The following is a 16,000-nucleotide window of genomic DNA, read 5'->3' on the forward strand; positions in this document are numbered from 1 at the left end:
AATTCGACAAGGGGAGCTGGCTTGTCCTTAAGGCGAGTGCACCACTCGTCCGAGGGATAGAAGGTGCTACCGGCGCTTCTGCCGCTTCCACGGTCCCGTGATCGCCAGCATGATGCCCGGCGTCTGGATGTTGGCGTAGAGGGTCCGGCCGTCGGGCGAGAAGGTGACGCCGGTGAACTCGCTGTACTCGGGCTCGTCCTCGGTGCCCTGGTTCAGTTCGTTGCGGGCGATGGGGTAGGTGCGCCCGCTGTCGGTGGCGCCGAACAGGTGCTGGACGCCCTCACCGTCCTCGGCGATGACCAGGCCGCCGTACGGGGAGACGGTGATGTTGTCGGGGCCGTCGAAGGCGCCGTCGGCGGACGGGTCGGCGTTGACGCCGAGCAGGACCTTCAGGGTCAGGGTGCGGCGCTTGGGGTCGTAGAACCAGACCTGGCCGTCGTGCGGGCGGCCGGGGCTCTCGTCACGGGCGTAGGAGGAGACGATGTAGGTGCCGCCGTCGGCCCACCACATGCCCTCCAGCTTGCGGGCGCGGGTGACCTGGCCGGCGGTGAACTGCTTGCGCACGGAGGTGGTCCTCGCGTCGCGGTCGGGGACGTCGACCCAGTCGACGCCGTAGACGGTGCCGGTCTTCGTGGCGCGGGAGAGATCGTCGACGAACTTGCCGCCGGAGTCGAAGCACTTGAAGGCCTGGAGGACCCCGGCGTCGTCGGCGAGGGTGCGCAGCCGGCCGCGGCCGTGCCGGAAGTGCTCCGGCGGGGTCCAGCGGTAGAGCAGGCCGTTGGGGCCCGAGGCGTCCTCGGTGAGGTAGGCGTGGCCGCGCTTGGGGTCGATGACGACGGCCTCGTGGGCGTAACGGCCGAACGCCTTGACCGGCTTGGGGTCGCGGTTGGCGCGGCGGTCCTCGGGGTCGACCTCGAAGACGTAGCCGTGGTCCTTGGTCATGCCGTTCTTGCCGGCCTTGTCCTCGGTCTCCTCGCAGGTCAGCCAGGTGCCCCACGGAGTGCTGCCGCCCGCGCAGTTGGTGGCGGTACCGGCGATGCCGACCCACTCGGCGACGTGACCGCCGCGACGGACCTCGACGACCGTGCAGCCACCGGCGGCGGCCGGGTCGTAGACGAGTCCCTCGGTGAGCGGGACGGGGTGCGGCCAGTCGTCGCGGTGGCCGCCGAGCTCGTGGTTGTTGACGAGGAGGGTGGTGCCGCGCGGGCCCTCGAAGCTGGCGGTGCCGTCGTGGTTGGACGGGGTGTACTCGCCGGTCTCCAGTTTGGTGCGGCCGGAGTAGGTGATGATCTCGTACCGGAATCCGGCGGGCAGGGCGAGGATGCCGTCCGGGTCCGGGACCAGCGGTCCGTAGCCGACCCCGCCGTGCTCGTCGTGGTGGTGGTCGTGTCCGTGGCCGCGCTCCTGCTCCTCCCCCACGCTGTCGGTGTCCGTGGACGCGAGGGCGTTCGGGGCGGTCGCGAGGGCGCCGACGCTGCCCGCCAGCACGACCCCGGCGCCGGTGAGCGCGGATCGGCTGGCGAAATCCCTGCGGGTGAGCGACATGGTGTCTCCTGTGACGGTGGGCGGGCCGTGGAGGGTGGCGGACCTCGGTCCGGCGTCACGGTTCCGCCCGTGCCTGAACGGGAGTCCCACCGGTTGTTGAACGGGACCTGAACGGGCGGAGACCTCTCCGACCGGCCGAGAGCCCCGCCCTCGGGTCCCCGGTCCCGCCGCGAGCCGCCGCCTCGCCCCGGCTCGGGCTCAGGGCTCAGGGCTCCGGGCTCCGGGCTCCGGCTCAGGGCTCCGGCTCAGGGCTCCGGGTCCGGGCTCCAGCCGCCTGTCGCCTGTCGCCTGCCGCCTGTGTCGACCGCTTGTCGCTGGTCTCCTGTGGCAAGTCGCTTGCCGCTGGTCGGCCGAGGCCGGCCGCCGCCGCTGGTCGGCTGAGGCCGGCCGCCGCCGCTGGTCGGCTGAGGCCGGCCGCCTGTCGCCGCTCACCGGCGGCAGCCACCGGGAGTCGTCCGCCCGGGAGCGACAGCCGGTCCCGGCCGCAGACCGACTGCCCTTCCGCCCATCCCCCGCCCCTCCCGCCCCGGGGTCAACCACCGTCCCGACTCAAGGAGACAACCACACCGCCCGCCGCGAGGGCCCCGCCCCGCCACCCGCCCGTTCACCGCCCGCGGGTCGGCCGGTCAGCCACCCTGCTGGGAGCGTGCCTTGAAGGCCGCCTTGCGGGCCTCCTTGGCGATCTTCTTGTCGGGATGCAGCCGCCCCATCGCCTCCAGGACGTCCGGAGTCGCGGGGTGCCCGACCCGCCAGGCCGTGTCGAAGAAACCGCTGTGCTGGCGGGCGAGCCCCTCCACCAGGGCGCGCAGCTCCTCGGAGTTGCCCTCGGCGGCGAGCTGGGCGGCGACGGTGTCGATGGTCAGCCAGAAGACCATCTCCTGCGGCGGGGCCGGCACGTCCCGGGCGCCGTGCTCGGTGAGCCACACCCGGGCCAGGCCGCCCAGTTCGGCGTCGTCGAGGACCTCCCGCAGCGCGGGCTCGGCCTCCGCACCGACGAGGGAGAGCGCCTGCTGGCAGCGGAGCCTGCGCAGCGGCGCGCCGGGGTCGGACCCGCGGGCCGCCGCCAGCAGTTCGCGGGCGGCGTCGAGGGCGCTCCGTCCGGCCAGCCACAGCTGGGTCTCGGCGTGGGCGGCACCCGGCGGGTAGGGGGCGGTGCCGTCGAGCAGCGCGTCGGCGCCCTTGTCGGCGAGGTCGCCGACGGCGGGGGCCTCGAAGCCGGCGTCCAGGAGCCGGGCGCGCAGCCCGTACAGTCCGAGCGGGGTGAGCCGCACCATGCCGTAGCGCGTGACGTCGGCCTCGTCGAGGGGCGCGGCGGGCTCCTCGTCGGCGTCGGCCATGAGCGCCTCGTCGACCGGCTGGTACGCGACGAGACCGATGGGCTCGAGCAGCCGGAACTGGTCGTCCAGGCGCATCATCGCGTCCGAGACCTGCTCCAGCACCTCGTTGCTGGGCTCGCCCATGTCGCTGGGCACGATGACCGAGGCGGCCAGCGCGGGCAGCGGCACCGGGGCGTCGCCGGGGCCGTCCTCGCCGACGGTGAGCAGGTAGAGGTTGCCGAGCACGCCGTCGAGGAACTCGGACTCGGCGTCGGGGTCCCAGTCGAAGGAGGAGAGGTCGACCTCGCCGCCCTCGGCCATCGCGTCGACGAGGTCGTCGAGGTCGGGGACGCTCGCGTCGGCGAGCACGGCCTCCAAGGCGGTGAGCCAGACTCCGAGCACGTCCTGGGGCGAGCCGGAGAGCAGGGCGAGGTTCTCGCCCGGGGCCACGGTGCCCGTCTCCTCGTCGGTGATCTCGACGAGCCCGGTGTCCACGGCGACGCGCCAGGCCTCGCTCGCGTGGGCGGCGGCGTCGTCCCCGCTCAGGCCGAGCTGCCCGGCCGCCGCGGGCAGCTGCTCCTCGACCAGTCCGCCGCCCGCGTCGACGCGGGTGTCGGGGCCGGCCCAGCGGGCGAGTCGCGCGGCCCGGGCGAGCACCGGCGCGGACAGCGCTTCGCGGGCCAGCTCCGCTTCGGGGCGCAGCCGTGCGGGCGGCAGGGTGGACCTGTCTGACATGGGAAGTTTCTCCTCGCGCGCCTCTTGACCGCCGTACGACTGCTCAGCCTAGACGGGTTTCCACCCATGCCGCCCGGTTCATCTCCCCGTCGGGTGGAGTACATGGCCGAAACCTTGACAACCGGCGTGGCCAGGCAGGAGATTGACGCGCGTAGAAAGCGGGGGGCGGGCCGGGGGGCACGTGTTCACTCAGGTCCCAGGTGCCCCATGTGCGGCCTGCTGCCCCTCGTGTCCCACCCTCGCCCCGGCGCCACGTCACATCCCCGGAGGGATCCGTTGGCCAGCAAGTCCTCCGCGCGCCTCGCCGCGCTCACCGTCGCCGCCGTCTGCTCGGCGGCGTCCACCGTCGCCCTCACCGTGCCCGCGCACGCCGGTCCGGCGGCGGCCGGTTCCGTGCGCGTCCACGACATCCAGGGCAGCACCAGGCTGTCCCCGTACGCAGGCCTGCAGGTCACGGACGTGGCCGGAATCGTCACCGGCGTCCGCGGCTACGGCTCGTCCAAGGGCTTGTGGATGCAGGACCCGCGGCCGGACGCCGACCCGGCCACCAGTGAGGGCGTCTTCGTCTTCACGAGCAAGGCCCCCGAGGTCGCCGTCGGTGACGCGGTCACCGTCTCCGGCACGGTCTCGGAGTACGTCCCCGGCGGCACGTCCTCGGGGAACCAGTCGCTGACCGAGATCACCCGCCCGACGGTCACCGTCGTCTCGAGCGGCAACGCCGTCCCGGCCGCGACCAGCGTCTCCGCCCGCTCCGTCCCGCGCGCGTACGCCCCGCAGGGCGACGAGGCCGCGAACGGGTCGGTCAACGGCCTGGCGCTGCGCCCCGCCCGCTACGCCCTGGACTACTACGAGTCCCTGGAGGGCATGAACGTCCGGGTCTCCGACGCCCGCGTGGTCGGCGCCTCCGACCCGTACACCGAGCTGTGGGTCACGGTGAAGCCCGGGGAGAACGCCAACCGCCGCGGCGGCACGGTGTACGGCTCCTACGACGACGAGAACACCGGCCGGCTGCAGATCCAGTCGCTGGGCAAGCCGGCCGACTTCCCCGCCGCCGACGTGGGCGACACGCTGGCGGGCACCACCTCCGGGCCGCTGGACTACAACCAGTTCGGCGGTTACACGCTGGTCGCGGGCGAGATCGGCGCCCTGGAGAAGGGCGGCACGCAGCGCGAGTCGACGCGCCGGCAGAGCGGACGCGAGCTGGCGGTGGCGACGTACAACGTCGAGAACCTCGACCCGTCGGACGGCACGTTCGCCGCTCACGCCGACGCGATCGTGCACCACCTCAAGTCGCCCGACATCGTGTCGCTGGAGGAGATCCAGGACAACAACGGCGCCACGGACGACGGCACCGTCGCCGCCGACGCGACGGTGGGCAAGCTGATCGACGCGATCGTCGCGGCCGGCGGCCCGCGCTACGACTGGCGGGGCATCGACCCGGTGGACAAGGCGGACGGCGGTGAACCCGGCGGCAACATCCGCCAGGCGTTCCTGTTCAACCCCGAGCGGGTCTCGTTCACCGACCGCGCGGGCGGCGACGCGACCACCGCGACGGGGGTGCGCAAGGTGCGCGGCAAGGCGGAGCTGACGCTCTCCCCCGGCCGGGTCGACCCGGCGAACGCGGCCTGGGAGAACAGCCGCAAGCCGCTGGCCGGCGAGTTCGTCTTCCGCGGCCGGACGGTCGTCGTGATCGCCAACCACTTCAACTCCAAGGGCGGCGACCAGGGTCTGACGGCGCAGTACCAGCCGCCGTCGCGCAGCTCGGAGACCCAGCGCCACGCCCAGGCGACGGTGGTGAACACCTTCGTCAAGGAGATCCTGGCCGCCCAGAAGAACGCGGACGTGGTCGCCCTCGGCGACATCAACGACTTCGAGTTCTCGGGGACCGCCCGCCTCCTGGAGGACGGCGGCGCCCTGTGGTCGGCGGTGAAGTCGCTGCCGCGCAGCGAGCGTTACTCGTACGTGTACCAGGGCAACAGCCAGGTTCTGGACCAGATCCTGGTCAGCCCGTCGGTCCGCCGCGACGGCCGCCTGTCGTACGACAGCGTGCACGTCAACGCGGAGTTCCACGACCAGATCAGCGACCACGACCCGCAGGTGCTGCGGTTCCGTCCCTGACGGGCCGGCGCCGGGGGCGGGTTCAGCGGGGCACGAGGCCGAGCGCGTGGTCGTATCGGCCGACCGTGCTGCTCTTCAGGCCCGGCCAGTTCCGCACCCGCTCCCACCGCGCGGATCCCGATCCGACGCCCTCGCCCGGGGCGGCCAGGGCGTCGACGTGGGCCTGGGCGCTATCCCACTCGGCGTAGTTGAGGACGCGGGTGCCGTCGGTGCTGAGGTGGAAGTGGGCGGAGAGGCCGCCGGGGTGCGGCACCGGGTCGCCCTCCAGGGCCTCGAGGACGGCGTCCACCCAGGCGCGCTGCCGGTCGGGGTCGGGTCCCTCGAACGCGACGTCGACGATCACGACGCAGCCGGGGACGACGGCCGCGGACCGGTCCTCGCGGGTCACGCTGCGGTAGCGCCGGTACCTCCGCAGTTCGAGCCGCTCGATGCCCGGCACGGCGGTGTCGATCTCGTCGACGCGCTCCTGGCGCAGCGTCTTCACGAAGGCCTCGTACGCCTGCTCGCTCGCCCACTGGGAGTGGTGCAGCAGCGTGGTGCCGTCATGGCCGGTGTAGACGTGGTAGCCGCGCAGGTCCTCGGCGGGCCAGGGGCGGTTCTCCCAGGCGCGGGCGACGGCCTCGACGGTCTGCCGCTGCCGTTCGGGGGTGCCCACCCGCCAGGTGCTGAAGAACGGCGCCAGGGCGTCGGTGCGGTCGAGCCGGGGGTGGGCGTCGGTGCGGCGGGTCATGCCGGCCTCCGGTGGTCGGTGATTGTGGGGCGCACGGTGCGTGCGAGCACCACCCTCCGACCTCGACCAAGGTTGAGGTCAAGCCCTTCCGCTACGGCGGGAACGGGTGGGGTGTCAGCAGTGCCCGTGATGGCGGCGCCGCACCAGGCTCGCCCCGAGCACCACGCCCGCCACCGCCCCGGCCACCAGCACGGCGCGCGGATGCCCGAGCCCCGCGCGCACCGCGCCCCCGGCCCGTCCGGACGACGTGTGCCGCCGCCCTCCGCCCCGTCCCGGGACCTTGTCCTGAGCGGCGTGGCCGGCCCGGCCGGCCTTGTCCTGTACGGCGTGCCCGGCGTGCGCCGCCGAGCTGCGCAGCTGTACGGTCATGGCGCCGGCCTTGTCCCTCAGGTCGGCGGCCCGGGCCTTGGCGCGGCCCTTCACGTCGGCCTTGCCCGCCAGCTCCTCGACGGTGTCTCCGAGTTCTCCGCGGGTCCGTTCGATCTGCTGCCGCAGCTCGTCGGGGCCCTTGGCCCCGCCGACCGGCTGCGCCGTGGAGCCGCTCCTCGTGCCGTCCCGGCCCGTCGCGTCGGTCATCGATGTGCCCTTTCCCTGATCTGGTCCACGTCGGCCTTGACGCTGTCGAGGGTCTCCTCGGGCTTGGGCGGCACGGCCCGGCGGAGCTGGGAGCGACCGGCCATGGCCAGGACGCCGGCGATCACGAAGAGCACCGCCGTCACGATGAGCGCCGCGGCCCAGACGGGCAGCACCAGCGAGAGCGCGGCGGTGGCCGTGCCGGCCAGGGCGAACAGGCCCACGTAGGCGATGGCGCCCGCGGCACCGAGCATTCCGCCGCCGCGCCCGGCCCGCTTGCCCTTCTCGGCCAGTTCCATCTTGGCCAGGGCCACTTCCTGGCGCACCAGCCGCGAGAGCTGCTCGGTGGCCTGTCCGACGAGTTCGCCCACGGAGTGCTGCTCGTCGCGCACCGGCCTCGTGTGCATGGTTCCGGTCACGGTGTTCCCGCCTCCTCTCGGTTCGGAGCACCCCGGGTACCCCGGCCCGAGCGGCACTACCCCTGCCCGCACGCACGCACGTAGCTGAAGAGTCTCTTACAACTACCTCGTAGAAGAATTAAGTGGAGCTACACTGTCGAGCCGCCGACACTACTCGCATGACGACAGACGCCCCTCGCCCCGCGCCCTTCGGCCGCGCCCTGTGCGCGATGGTCACGCCCTTCACCGAGTCGGGCGCGCTCGATCTCGACGGCGCCCGGCGCCTCGCCGCCCGGCTGGTCGCCCGGGGCTGCGACGGGCTCGTTCTGTCCGGCACCACGGGTGAGTCCCCGACCACCTCGGACGCCGAGAAGGCGGCACTGGTGGCGGCGGTCCGGGAGGCCGTCGGGGACCGTGCGGCCCTGGTCGCCGGGGTGGGCTCGGCGGACACCCGGCACACCGTGGAGTCGGCCCTGGCCGCCGAGAAGGCCGGCGCGGACGGCCTGCTGGTGGTCGCGCCGTACTACAGCAGACCCCCGCAGGACGCCCTGGTGTGGCACTTCCGCGAGGTCGCCGACGCGAGCGGTCTGCCCGTGATGCTGTACGACATCCCCGGGCGCACCGGCATCCGCATCGAACCCGACACCCTCGTCCGGCTCGCCGAGCACCCGCGGATCGTCGCCGTCAAGGACTGCTCCTACGACCTCCTCGGCACCCAGCAGGTGCTCTCCCGCACCGGACTGGCGTACTACGCGGGCTGCGACGAGCAGGTCCTCGCCCTGTACGCGATCGGCGCGGCGGGATACGTGAGCACGGTCGCGAACGTCGTACCGGAGCTGTTCCGGGCCGTGCTCGACGCCTTCGACGCGGGTGACACCGGACGGGCGGCCCTGCTGCAGCGACGGGCCCTCCCGCTCGTCGAGTCGATGATGGCGGCGGGCCTGCCCGGCACGGTCACCGCCAAGGCACTCCTCGGCGCGCTGGGTCTGCCGGCGGGCCCGGTCCGCGCGCCCCTGCGGCCCGCGGACCCGGCCGCCACGGCCGGTCTTCTGGCGGCCTACGGGCAACTGACCGCGGACACCGGCGGGTTCCGGGCGCAGCGCCGCACGTGAGGGGCGGTCATCGGTACGGGCGGGTCACGGTGCGGGCGATGAGCAGACGAACCAGACGGCGCTACGTGGCCGGGGCGTCCCGGGCGGGTACCGGATCCGGGACGGCAAGGGCCGCCGCCGGTGGGGCGACCTCTACGAACCCTGCCCCGACGGCCTCCTGACCGAGCTGAACGGACCGGCCGGCCCGGCCCGCGTCACCGCGCTGCTCGAGCGCTGCCGCGCCCTGAAACGGTGAGCGCCGCCGTAGGGTGGACCGGGCAGACGGGCGAGGCGGACGGCGACGGGAGGCGGCCGAGGTGCCGGAGAAGACACCGACCGGGCCGGAGGTGGCCGAGGTGATGGCCGAGCTGGCCGCACTCGACGACCCGAAGGTCCGGGCCGTGAACGAGAAGCACGGCGACGACCACGGCGTGAACCTCACGAAGCTGCGCGCCCTCGCCAAGCGCCTGCGCACACAGCCGGAACTCGCGCGCCGCCTCTGGGCGACGGGCGACTCCGCCGCACGGCTGCTGGGCCTCCTGATCTGCCGCCCGAAGTCCTTCGAGCGCGACGAGCTGGACACCATGCTGCGCGAGGCCCGCACCCCCAAGGTGCACGACTGGCTCGTGAACTACGTGGTGAAGAAGAGCCCGCACGCCGAGGAGCTGCGCGTGTCCTGGACCGCCGACCCGGGCCCGGTGGTCGCGAGCGCCGGCTGGGCCCTGACCGCCGAACGCGTGACGAAGCGGCCCGCCGGCCTCGACCTGCCGGCTCTGCTGGACACGGTGGAGTCGGAGATGAAGGACGCCCCGGACCGTCTGCAGTGGGCGATGAACCACTGCCTGGCCCGGATCGGCATCGACCACCCCGAACACCGCCCCCGCGCCCTGGCGATCGGCGAGCGCCTCGGCGTCCTGAAGGACTACCCCACTCCCCCGGGCTGCACCTCCCCGTACGCCCCGGTCTGGATCACGGAGATCGTGCGCCGCCAGAAGGAGCAGTCCGCCCCCGCCGACAGCTGAGCGCCCTCCCCGCCCGACGGACGGAAAGGGCGCTCGGCGAGGACGGGGGCCTCAGTTGTGGCTGTGCAGCACGTCGTTCAGGCCGCCCCACACCGCGTTGTTCGGCCGGGCCTCGACCGCGCCGGTGACCGAGTTGCGGCGGAAGAGGATGTGGGAGGCGCCGGAGAGTTCGCGGGCCTTGACGATCTGGCCGTCGGGCATCGTGACGCGGGTGCCGGCGGTGACGTAGAGGCCGGCCTCCACCACGCACTCGTCGCCCAGCGCGATGCCCACACCCGCCTCGGCGCCGACCAGGCAGCGCTCGCCGATGACGATGCGGACGTTGCCGCCGCCGGAGAGGGTGCCCATGGTGGAGGCGCCGCCGCCGATGTCGGAGCCGTCGCCGACGACGACGCCCGCGGAGATGCGGCCCTCGACCATCGAGGTGCCGAGCGTGCCGGCGTTGAAGTTGACGAAGCCCTCGTGCATGACGGTGGTGCCCTCGGCGAGGTGCGCGCCGAGCCGGACGCGGTCGGCGTCGGCGATCCGCACGCCCTTGGGGGCGACGTAGTCGGTCATGCGGGGGAACTTGTCGATCGAGGTGACCTGGAGGTGCAGGCCCTCGGCACGGGCGTTGAGGCGGACCTTCTCGATGTCGTCCACGGCGACCGGGCCGAGCGAGGTCCAGGCGACGTTGGCGAGGTGGGCGAAGATGCCGTCCAGGCTCTGGCCGTGCGGCTTGACCAGGCGGTGGGAGAGCAGGTGCAGGCGCAGGTAGACGTCGTGCGTGTCGACCGGCTTGTCGTCCAGCGAGGAGATGACCGTGCGGACCGCGACCACCTCGACGCCCCGGCGGGCGTCCGGACCGACCGCGGCGGTGGCGCCGCCGCCCAGGAGTTCGGCGGCCTGTTCGGCGGTGAGGCGCTCGGTGCCGGAGGGACCGGGCTCGTCGGACAGCGCGGGGGCCGGGAACCAGGTGTCGAGGACGGTGCCGTCGGCGGCGATCGTGGCGAGGCCGGCGGCCACGGCGCCGGTGGTGCGGGGAGCAGTCGTGTCGGTCATGAGGGCAACCTAACCGGCCGTCGCCGGTGGAAGCGAGCCGGGACCGCGGCCGTCTCGGGTGGCGGGCGCGGGGACCAGGCGCGCCAGCACCTCCCGCGCGTACTCCTCGTCGTACGGCGTGTCCGTGAGGAGGACCTGGAGGCAGATGCCGTCCAGTACGGCGACCAGGGCGCGGGCCGTGGTGGGGTCGGTGCGCGCGGCGAGCAGGGCTCCCACGCCCTCGGCCCACTCCGCGGCGACCGGGCGCAGGGCGGGGCGGCGCAGGGCGGCGAGGTACAGCTCGTACTCCAGCTCCACGCCGGTGCGGTCGCCGCCGAGCCACTCGCCGAGGACGCGGGCCAGTTCCGCGGGCAGGTCGGCCTCGGGGTCCGACAGGGCGGGGTGGGCGGCGACGACCTCGGCGAAGCCCTCGTTGGCCTGGCGCAGGGCGGCGACCAGGAGGTCGTCGAGGGTCGCGAAGTGGTACGTGGTGGAACCGAGCGGCACATCCGCCTCGGCGGCCGCGGTGCGGTGGCTGAGCCCGGCGATGCCCTTCTGCCCGACGACCCGGATCGCGGCGTCGATGATGCGCTGCCGGCGCCCGGGATCGTGACGGCGGGGCATCAGTGGGCACCGCCCAGGTTGAGGACGACGACACCGACGATGATCAGCGCGATCCCGGCGGCCTTGGTGAGACTCATCCCCTCGCCCATGAAGGCGACCCCGATGGTGGCGATGGCGGCCGTGCCCACCCCGGCCCAGATGGCGTACGCCGTGCCGACGGCGAGGAGCTTCAGGGTCTGGGCGAGCAGCGCGAAGGACAGGACGTACGCGAGCGCCGTCAGCAGGGAGGGACCCAGCCTGCTGAAGCCCTCGCTGTACTTCATGGCGGTGGTGCCGGCGACCTCGGCGGCGATGGCCCCGGCCAGGAGCAGGTATCCCATGTGTACGAGCGTACATAACGAGGGCGGGGCGGACACGGAGAACGGCGGCACCCGAGGGTGCCGCCGTTCTCCGCGACAGTGCTGCCGGTGTGGCTCAGACGTTGCTGCCGGTGTGGCTCAGACGTTGAACCCGAGCGCGCGCAGCTGCTCGCGGCCGTCGTCCGTGATCTTGTCGGGGCCCCACGGCGGCATCCAGACCCAGTTGATGCGCAGCTCGCTGACGAGGCCGTCCGTGGCGGACTTGGCCTGGTCCTCGATCACGTCGGTCAGCGGACACGCCGCCGACGTCAGGGTCATGTCGACGGTGGCGATGTTCGCGTCGTCGACGTGGATGCCGTAGATCAGGCCGAGGTTGACGACGTCGATGCCCAGCTCGGGGTCCACGACGTCCATCAGGGCCTCGCGGAGTTCCTCCTCCGAGGCCGGCTTCATCTCGAGGGTCTCGCTCATGCCGTCGTCTCCTTCTCGGCGTCGGCGCCTTCCAGCGCCTGTGCCGTCGCGTCCTTCCAGGCCATCCAGCTCAGCAGGGCGCACTTGACCCGGGCCGGGTACTTCGAGACCCCGGCGAACGCGACCGCGTCCTCCAGGACCTCCTCCATGGCGTCGTCGGGCTCGACCTTGCCCTTGGACTGCATCAGCTCCAGGAACGTCTCCTGGATCTGCCGCGCCCGGGCCAGGTCCTTGCCGACCAGCAGGTCGTTCAGCACGGAGGCGCTCGCCTGGCTGATAGAGCAGCCCTGGCCCTCGTAGCTGACGTCGCTGATCGTCGTGCCGTCGTACTTCACGCGGAGCGTGATCTCGTCACCGCAAGTGGGGTTGACGTGGTGGACCTCGGCGTCGCCATCCCGCAAGCCCCGCCCGTGCGGGTTCTTGTAGTGGTCCAGGATGACTTCCTGGTACATGGAGTCCAGCTTCATGCTCTTCGCTCGTCCCGTCAGCCGAAGAAGTTCCGTACGTGCTCCAGGCCGTCGACCAGCGCGTCGATCTCGGCCGGCGTGGAGTACAGATAGAACGACGCTCGCGTGGTCGCAGGAATTCCGTAGCGCAGGCAGACGGGACGGGCGCAGTGGTGGCCGACCCGGACCGCGATGCCCTGCTCGTCGAGGACCTGGCCCACGTCGTGCGGGTGGATGTCGCCCAGCGTGAAGGAGATCGCCGCGCCGCGCTCCTCGGCCGTGGTGGGGCCGATGATGCGCAGGTCGGGGACCTCCAGCAGGCGCTTGACGGCGTACTCGGTCAGCGCGTGCTCGTGGGCGAGGATCTTGTCCATGCCGATCGAGCCGAGGTAGTCGATCGCCGCGCCGAGACCGACCGCCTGGGCGACCGGGGGCGTGCCCGCCTCGAACTTGTGCGGGGCCGGGGCGTAGGTGGAGGAGTGCATCGAGACGGTCTCGATCATCTCGCCGCCGCCCAGGAACGGCGGGAGGTCCTCCAGCAGTTCCTGGCGGCCCCACAGGACGCCGATGCCGGTCGGACCGCACATCTTGTGGCCGGTGAAGGCCACGAAGTCGGCCTGGAGGGCCTGCACGTCCAGCGGCATGTGCGGCGCGGCCTGGGAGGCGTCGACGCACACGAGCGCACCGACCTCCTGGGCGCGGCGCACGATCGCCTCGACCGGGTTCTGGGTGCCCAGGATGTTGGAGACCAGCACGAAGGAGACGATCTTCGTCTTCTCGGTGATGACCTCGTCGATGTTGGACAGGTCCAGACGGCCGTCGTCGGTGAGACCGAACCAGCGGAGCTTCGCGCCGGTGCGCTGCGCGAGCAGCTGCCACGGCACGATGTTGGAGTGGTGCTCCATCTCCGTGATGACGATCTCGGTCTCGTGGTCCACGCGGTAGGGGTCGTCGGCCCAGCCCAGCATGTTCGCGACCAGGTTGAGGGACTCCGAGGCGTTCTTGGTGAAGATCACCTCGTCGCGGGAGGGCGCGTTGATGAACTCCGCGACCTTGTCACGCGCGCCCTCGTACAGCGCCGTGGCCTCCTCGGCGAGGACGTGCACGCCACGGTGGACGTTGGCGTTGTAGCGCTCGTAGTACTCGCTGAGCGCGTCCAGCACCTGTCGCGGCTTCTGGCTGGTCGCCGCGTTGTCCAGGTACACGAGCTTGCGCCCGTCGTGGACCTGGCGGTCCAGGATGGGAAAGTCCTTGCGGATCGCCTCGGTGTCGAGGAGGCCCGGCAGCTGTGTCACTCGGATGCGCCGCCCTTCGTGTATGCCTCGTAGCCCTCGGCCTCCAGCTTGTCGGCCAGCTCGGCGCCACCGGACTCGGCGATGCGGCCGTCCGCGAAGACGTGGACGTGGTCGGGCTTGATGTAGCGCAGGATGCGCGTGTAGTGCGTGATCAGCAGGGTGCCGACCTCACCGGTCTCGCGGACCCGGTTGACACCCTCGGAGACGATGCGCAGGGCGTCGACGTCCAGGCCGGAGTCGGTCTCGTCGAGGATCGCGATCTTCGGCTTGAGCAGCTCCAGCTGGAGGATCTCGTGGCGCTTCTTCTCACCGCCGGAGAAGCCCTCGTTGACGTTGCGCTCGGCGAAGGAGGAGTCCATGTTGAGGCGCGCCATGGCCTCCTTGACCTCCTTGACCCAGTGCCGCAGCTTCGGGGCCTCGCCGCGGACGGCGGTGGCGGAGGTGCGCAGGAAGTTGGAGACCGAGACGCCGGGGACCTCGACCGGGTACTGCATGGCGAGGAAGAGGCCGGCGCGGGCGCGCTCGTCGACGGACATCTCCAGGACGTCCTCGCCGTCGAGGGTGACGGTGCCGCCGGTGATCGTGTACTTGGGGTGACCCGCGAGCGAGTAGGCGAGGGTCGACTTGCCGGAGCCGTTGGGGCCCATGATGGCGTGCGTCTCGCCCTGCTTCACGGTGAGGTCGACGCCCTTGAGGATCTCCTTCGTGGCGTTGTCGGCCTCGACGGTGACGTGCAGGTCTCGGATTTCAAGCGTTGCCATGGGTGCCTCAGGACTCCTGGGTGAGGGAGACGAGCACGTCGTCCCCTTCGATCTTTACGGGGTATACGGGGACGGGGCGCGTCGCCGGAAGACTGTCGGGCTTGCCGGAGCGGAGGTCGAAGCGCGAGCCGTGCAGCCAGCACTCGATGTGGCAGTCGTCGACCTCGCCCTCGGCCAGGGAGACGTTCGCGTGCGAGCAGATGTCGTGGATCGCGAAGACCTCGCCCTCGGTCCGCACGACGGAGATCGGCGTGCCGTCGAGTTCCACCCGCTTCGGGGTGTCCTCCTCCAGCTCGTCCGCTCCACAGACGCGTACGAAGGTCATGCGACGGACGCCTCCAGCTCCTCGGCGATCTTGGCGAGGAGCCGCTCCTCGATGTCCGCGACGCCGATCTGCTGGACCAGCTCGGCGAAGAAGCCGTGGACCACCAGGCGGCGGGCGTCCAGCTCGGGGATGCCGCGCGCCATCAGGTAGAAGAGCTGCTCGTCGTCGAAGCGGCCGGTGGCGGAGGCGTGGCCGGCGCCGACGATCTCACCGGTCTCGATCTCCAGGTTCGGCACCGAGTCGACCCGCGCGCCGTCCGTGAGGACGAGGTTGCGGTTCATCTCGTAGGTGTCGGTGCCCTCGGCGGCGGCCTCGATGAGCACGTCGCCGATCCAGACCGCGTGCGCGTCGTCGCCCTGGAGCGCGCCCTTGTAGACGACGTTCGACTTGCAGTGCGGGACGTTGTGGTCGACCAGGAGGCGGTGCTCCTGGTGCTGGCCCCGGTCGGTGAAGTACAGACCGAACAGCTCGGCCTCGCCGCCGGGGCCGGCGTAGGCCACGCGCGGGTGCAGCCGGACCAGGTCGCCGCCGAAGGTGACGACGAAGGACTTGAAGGTCGCGTCCCGGCCGACCAGCGCGTTGTGCTGGCCGACGTGCACGGCCTTGTCGTCCCAGTCCTGGACGGAGACGACGGTCAGCTTGGCGCCGTCGCCCAGGACGTAGTCGACGTTGGCGGCGAGCACGGCGTCACCGGTGTGGTCGATGACGACCACGGCCTCGGCGAAGGCGCCCAGCTCCACGACCTGGTGGGCGTAGGCGGTGCCGCCCTCGCCGTGCACGGCGATGCGGATCGGCTCGGTGAGGACCGTCTCCTTGGGGACGGTGATCACGCCGGCCTTCTCGAACGCCGAGTAGGCCTGGGCGGCGACCCGGTCCACGGGGGTGCCGGCCCTGCCGATGCGCGCGTCGTCGCGGCCGACGGTCTCGACGACGACACCCTCGGGCGCGTCGATGTCGACCTTCACGCCGTCACCGGTGGCGACGGCGGTGCCGTCGTGCAGCCCGCGCAGCCGCTCCAGCGGGGTGAACCGCCACTCCTCCTCGCGGCCGTGGGGGACCGGGAAGTCCGCCACGTCGAAGGACGCGGGCGCGCTCATGCGCGTGGCGACGGTCGACTCGGCGGCCACCGCGATCTGGCCCGCGGTGGTGGACCCCACGGGGATGTTCTGAGCCTCAGCCATGGCTGTCGGTCTGCTCTCTTCCTACGTTCCTGGATCTGGTGACTGCGGTG

Annotated in this window: 17 protein-coding genes; 3 read left to right on the forward strand and 14 right to left on the reverse strand. The window is 72.3% G+C overall.

All coding sequences use genetic code 11. The features are described 5' to 3' along the window. Nucleotides 1-66 precede the first annotated feature (66 nt). A complete protein-coding gene (locus EV562_RS32665; protein ID WP_133890482.1) occupies nucleotides 67-1,545 on the reverse strand; it encodes a PhoX family protein in 1,479 nt (492 codons plus the stop codon). Nucleotides 1,546-2,171: 626 nt separating this feature from the next. Further along, nucleotides 2,172-3,596 carry a hypothetical protein gene (locus tag EV562_RS32670; RefSeq protein ID WP_133890483.1) on the reverse strand — a complete coding sequence of 475 codons (1,425 nt, stop codon included), beginning with the start codon at nucleotides 3,594-3,596 and terminating at the stop codon, nucleotides 2,172-2,174. Nucleotides 3,597-3,872: 276 nt separating this feature from the next. Between EV562_RS32670 and EV562_RS32675 the strand changes: the two genes are divergently transcribed. Beyond that, nucleotides 3,873-5,714 carry an endonuclease/exonuclease/phosphatase family protein gene (locus tag EV562_RS32675; RefSeq protein WP_133890484.1) on the forward strand — a complete coding sequence of 614 codons (1,842 nt, stop codon included), beginning with the start codon at nucleotides 3,873-3,875 and terminating at the stop codon, nucleotides 5,712-5,714. A gap of 22 nt (nucleotides 5,715-5,736) precedes the next feature. On the opposite strand, the gene EV562_RS32680 is transcribed toward EV562_RS32675, so the two are convergent. The 3 genes from EV562_RS32680 to EV562_RS32690 all read right to left on the reverse strand — a co-directional run bounded on the left by EV562_RS32680 (nucleotide 5,737) and on the right by EV562_RS32690 (nucleotide 7,436). Beyond that, entirely contained in the window at nucleotides 5,737-6,444 is a 708-nt protein-coding gene (locus EV562_RS32680; RefSeq protein ID WP_133890485.1) for an antibiotic biosynthesis monooxygenase, read from the reverse strand. A gap of 114 nt (nucleotides 6,445-6,558) precedes the next feature. Then, nucleotides 6,559-7,020: a DUF3618 domain-containing protein gene (locus EV562_RS32685; protein ID WP_133890486.1), complete on the reverse strand. Its 462-nt coding sequence runs from the start codon at nucleotides 7,018-7,020 to the stop codon at nucleotides 6,559-6,561. Continuing rightward, on the reverse strand, nucleotides 7,017-7,436 hold the full coding sequence (locus EV562_RS32690) for a phage holin family protein (protein ID WP_133890487.1): 420 nt from the start codon (nucleotides 7,434-7,436) through the stop codon (nucleotides 7,017-7,019). The genes EV562_RS32685 and EV562_RS32690 overlap by 4 nt, the downstream gene beginning before the upstream one ends. Before the next feature lie 158 nt (nucleotides 7,437-7,594). Between EV562_RS32690 and dapA the strand changes: the two genes are divergently transcribed. Together dapA and EV562_RS32705 are read left to right on the forward strand one after the other, a co-directional pair. Then, nucleotides 7,595-8,527: a 4-hydroxy-tetrahydrodipicolinate synthase gene (gene dapA / locus EV562_RS32695; RefSeq protein WP_166662113.1), complete on the forward strand. Its 933-nt coding sequence runs from the start codon at nucleotides 7,595-7,597 to the stop codon at nucleotides 8,525-8,527. Between the two features lie 338 nt (nucleotides 8,528-8,865). Beyond that, nucleotides 8,866-9,528: a DNA alkylation repair protein gene (locus EV562_RS32705; RefSeq protein WP_133890518.1), complete on the forward strand. Its 663-nt coding sequence runs from the start codon at nucleotides 8,866-8,868 to the stop codon at nucleotides 9,526-9,528. A gap of 51 nt (nucleotides 9,529-9,579) precedes the next feature. Here the strand turns inward: EV562_RS32705 and dapD are convergent, their stop codons facing one another. The 9 genes from dapD to sufD form a co-directional block, all read right to left on the reverse strand. Further along, nucleotides 9,580-10,569: a 2,3,4,5-tetrahydropyridine-2,6-dicarboxylate N-succinyltransferase gene (dapD, locus tag EV562_RS32710; RefSeq protein WP_133890489.1), complete on the reverse strand. Its 990-nt coding sequence runs from the start codon at nucleotides 10,567-10,569 to the stop codon at nucleotides 9,580-9,582. Nucleotides 10,570-10,578: 9 nt separating this feature from the next. Continuing rightward, nucleotides 10,579-11,172, reverse strand: coding sequence for a TetR family transcriptional regulator (locus tag EV562_RS32715; protein ID WP_133890490.1), 594 nt, complete (start codon nucleotides 11,170-11,172; stop codon nucleotides 10,579-10,581). Next, nucleotides 11,172-11,492, reverse strand: coding sequence for a multidrug efflux SMR transporter (locus tag EV562_RS32720; protein ID WP_133890491.1), 321 nt, complete (start codon nucleotides 11,490-11,492; stop codon nucleotides 11,172-11,174). Before EV562_RS32720 ends, EV562_RS32715 begins: the two co-directional genes overlap by 1 nt. Nucleotides 11,493-11,609: 117 nt before the next feature. Beyond that, complete coding sequence (locus tag EV562_RS32725; protein WP_003976900.1) at nucleotides 11,610-11,942, reverse strand: metal-sulfur cluster assembly factor; 333 nt, start codon at nucleotides 11,940-11,942, stop codon at nucleotides 11,610-11,612. Further along, entirely contained in the window at nucleotides 11,939-12,409 is a 471-nt protein-coding gene (gene sufU / locus EV562_RS32730) for a Fe-S cluster assembly sulfur transfer protein SufU (protein WP_133890492.1), read from the reverse strand. Before sufU ends, EV562_RS32725 begins: the two co-directional genes overlap by 4 nt. Nucleotides 12,410-12,426: 17 nt before the next feature. Further along, nucleotides 12,427-13,683 carry a cysteine desulfurase gene (locus tag EV562_RS32735; RefSeq protein ID WP_133890493.1) on the reverse strand — a complete coding sequence of 419 codons (1,257 nt, stop codon included), beginning with the start codon at nucleotides 13,681-13,683 and terminating at the stop codon, nucleotides 12,427-12,429. Further along, nucleotides 13,680-14,444, reverse strand: coding sequence for a Fe-S cluster assembly ATPase SufC (gene sufC / locus EV562_RS32740; RefSeq protein WP_133890494.1), 765 nt, complete (start codon nucleotides 14,442-14,444; stop codon nucleotides 13,680-13,682). Before sufC ends, EV562_RS32735 begins: the two co-directional genes overlap by 4 nt. 7 nt (nucleotides 14,445-14,451) lie before the next feature. Further along, a complete protein-coding gene (locus EV562_RS32745; protein WP_019329250.1) occupies nucleotides 14,452-14,769 on the reverse strand; it encodes a non-heme iron oxygenase ferredoxin subunit in 318 nt (105 codons plus the stop codon). Then, a complete protein-coding gene (gene sufD, locus EV562_RS32750) occupies nucleotides 14,766-15,950 on the reverse strand; it encodes a Fe-S cluster assembly protein SufD (RefSeq protein ID WP_133890495.1) in 1,185 nt (394 codons plus the stop codon). Before sufD ends, EV562_RS32745 begins: the two co-directional genes overlap by 4 nt. Nucleotides 15,951-16,000: the final 50 nt, after the last annotated feature.

Origin of the sequence: Streptomyces sp. BK208, assembly GCF_004364245.1 — a bacterium.
GTDB lineage: Bacteria > Actinomycetota > Actinomycetes > Streptomycetales > Streptomycetaceae > Streptomyces.

Bases quoted from the DNA above. Each gene is read 5' to 3' on its own strand.
- EV562_RS32665 (WP_133890482.1), bottom strand. From the start codon at position 1,545: ATGTCGCTCACCCGCAGGGATTTCGCCAGCCGATCCGCGCTCACCGGC.
- EV562_RS32670 (WP_133890483.1), bottom strand. From the start codon at position 3,596: ATGTCAGACAGGTCCACCCTGCCGCCCGCACGGCTGCGCCCCGAAGCG.
- EV562_RS32680 (WP_133890485.1), bottom strand. From the start codon at position 6,444: ATGACCCGCCGCACCGACGCCCACCCCCGGCTCGACCGCACCGACGCC.
- EV562_RS32685 (WP_133890486.1), bottom strand. From the start codon at position 7,020: ATGACCGACGCGACGGGCCGGGACGGCACGAGGAGCGGCTCCACGGCG.
- dapA (WP_166662113.1), top strand. From the start codon at position 7,595: ATGACGACAGACGCCCCTCGCCCCGCGCCCTTCGGCCGCGCCCTGTGC.
- EV562_RS32705 (WP_133890518.1), top strand. From the start codon at position 8,866: ATGGCCGAGCTGGCCGCACTCGACGACCCGAAGGTCCGGGCCGTGAAC.
- dapD (WP_133890489.1), bottom strand. From the start codon at position 10,569: ATGACCGACACGACTGCTCCCCGCACCACCGGCGCCGTGGCCGCCGGC.
- EV562_RS32715 (WP_133890490.1), bottom strand. From the start codon at position 11,172: ATGCCCCGCCGTCACGATCCCGGGCGCCGGCAGCGCATCATCGACGCC.
- EV562_RS32720 (WP_133890491.1), bottom strand. From the start codon at position 11,492: ATGGGATACCTGCTCCTGGCCGGGGCCATCGCCGCCGAGGTCGCCGGC.
- EV562_RS32725 (WP_003976900.1), bottom strand. From the start codon at position 11,942: ATGAGCGAGACCCTCGAGATGAAGCCGGCCTCGGAGGAGGAACTCCGC.
- sufU (WP_133890492.1), bottom strand. From the start codon at position 12,409: ATGAAGCTGGACTCCATGTACCAGGAAGTCATCCTGGACCACTACAAG.
- sufC (WP_133890494.1), bottom strand. From the start codon at position 14,444: ATGGCAACGCTTGAAATCCGAGACCTGCACGTCACCGTCGAGGCCGAC.
- EV562_RS32745 (WP_019329250.1), bottom strand. From the start codon at position 14,769: ATGACCTTCGTACGCGTCTGTGGAGCGGACGAGCTGGAGGAGGACACC.
- sufD (WP_133890495.1), bottom strand. From the start codon at position 15,950: ATGGCTGAGGCTCAGAACATCCCCGTGGGGTCCACCACCGCGGGCCAG.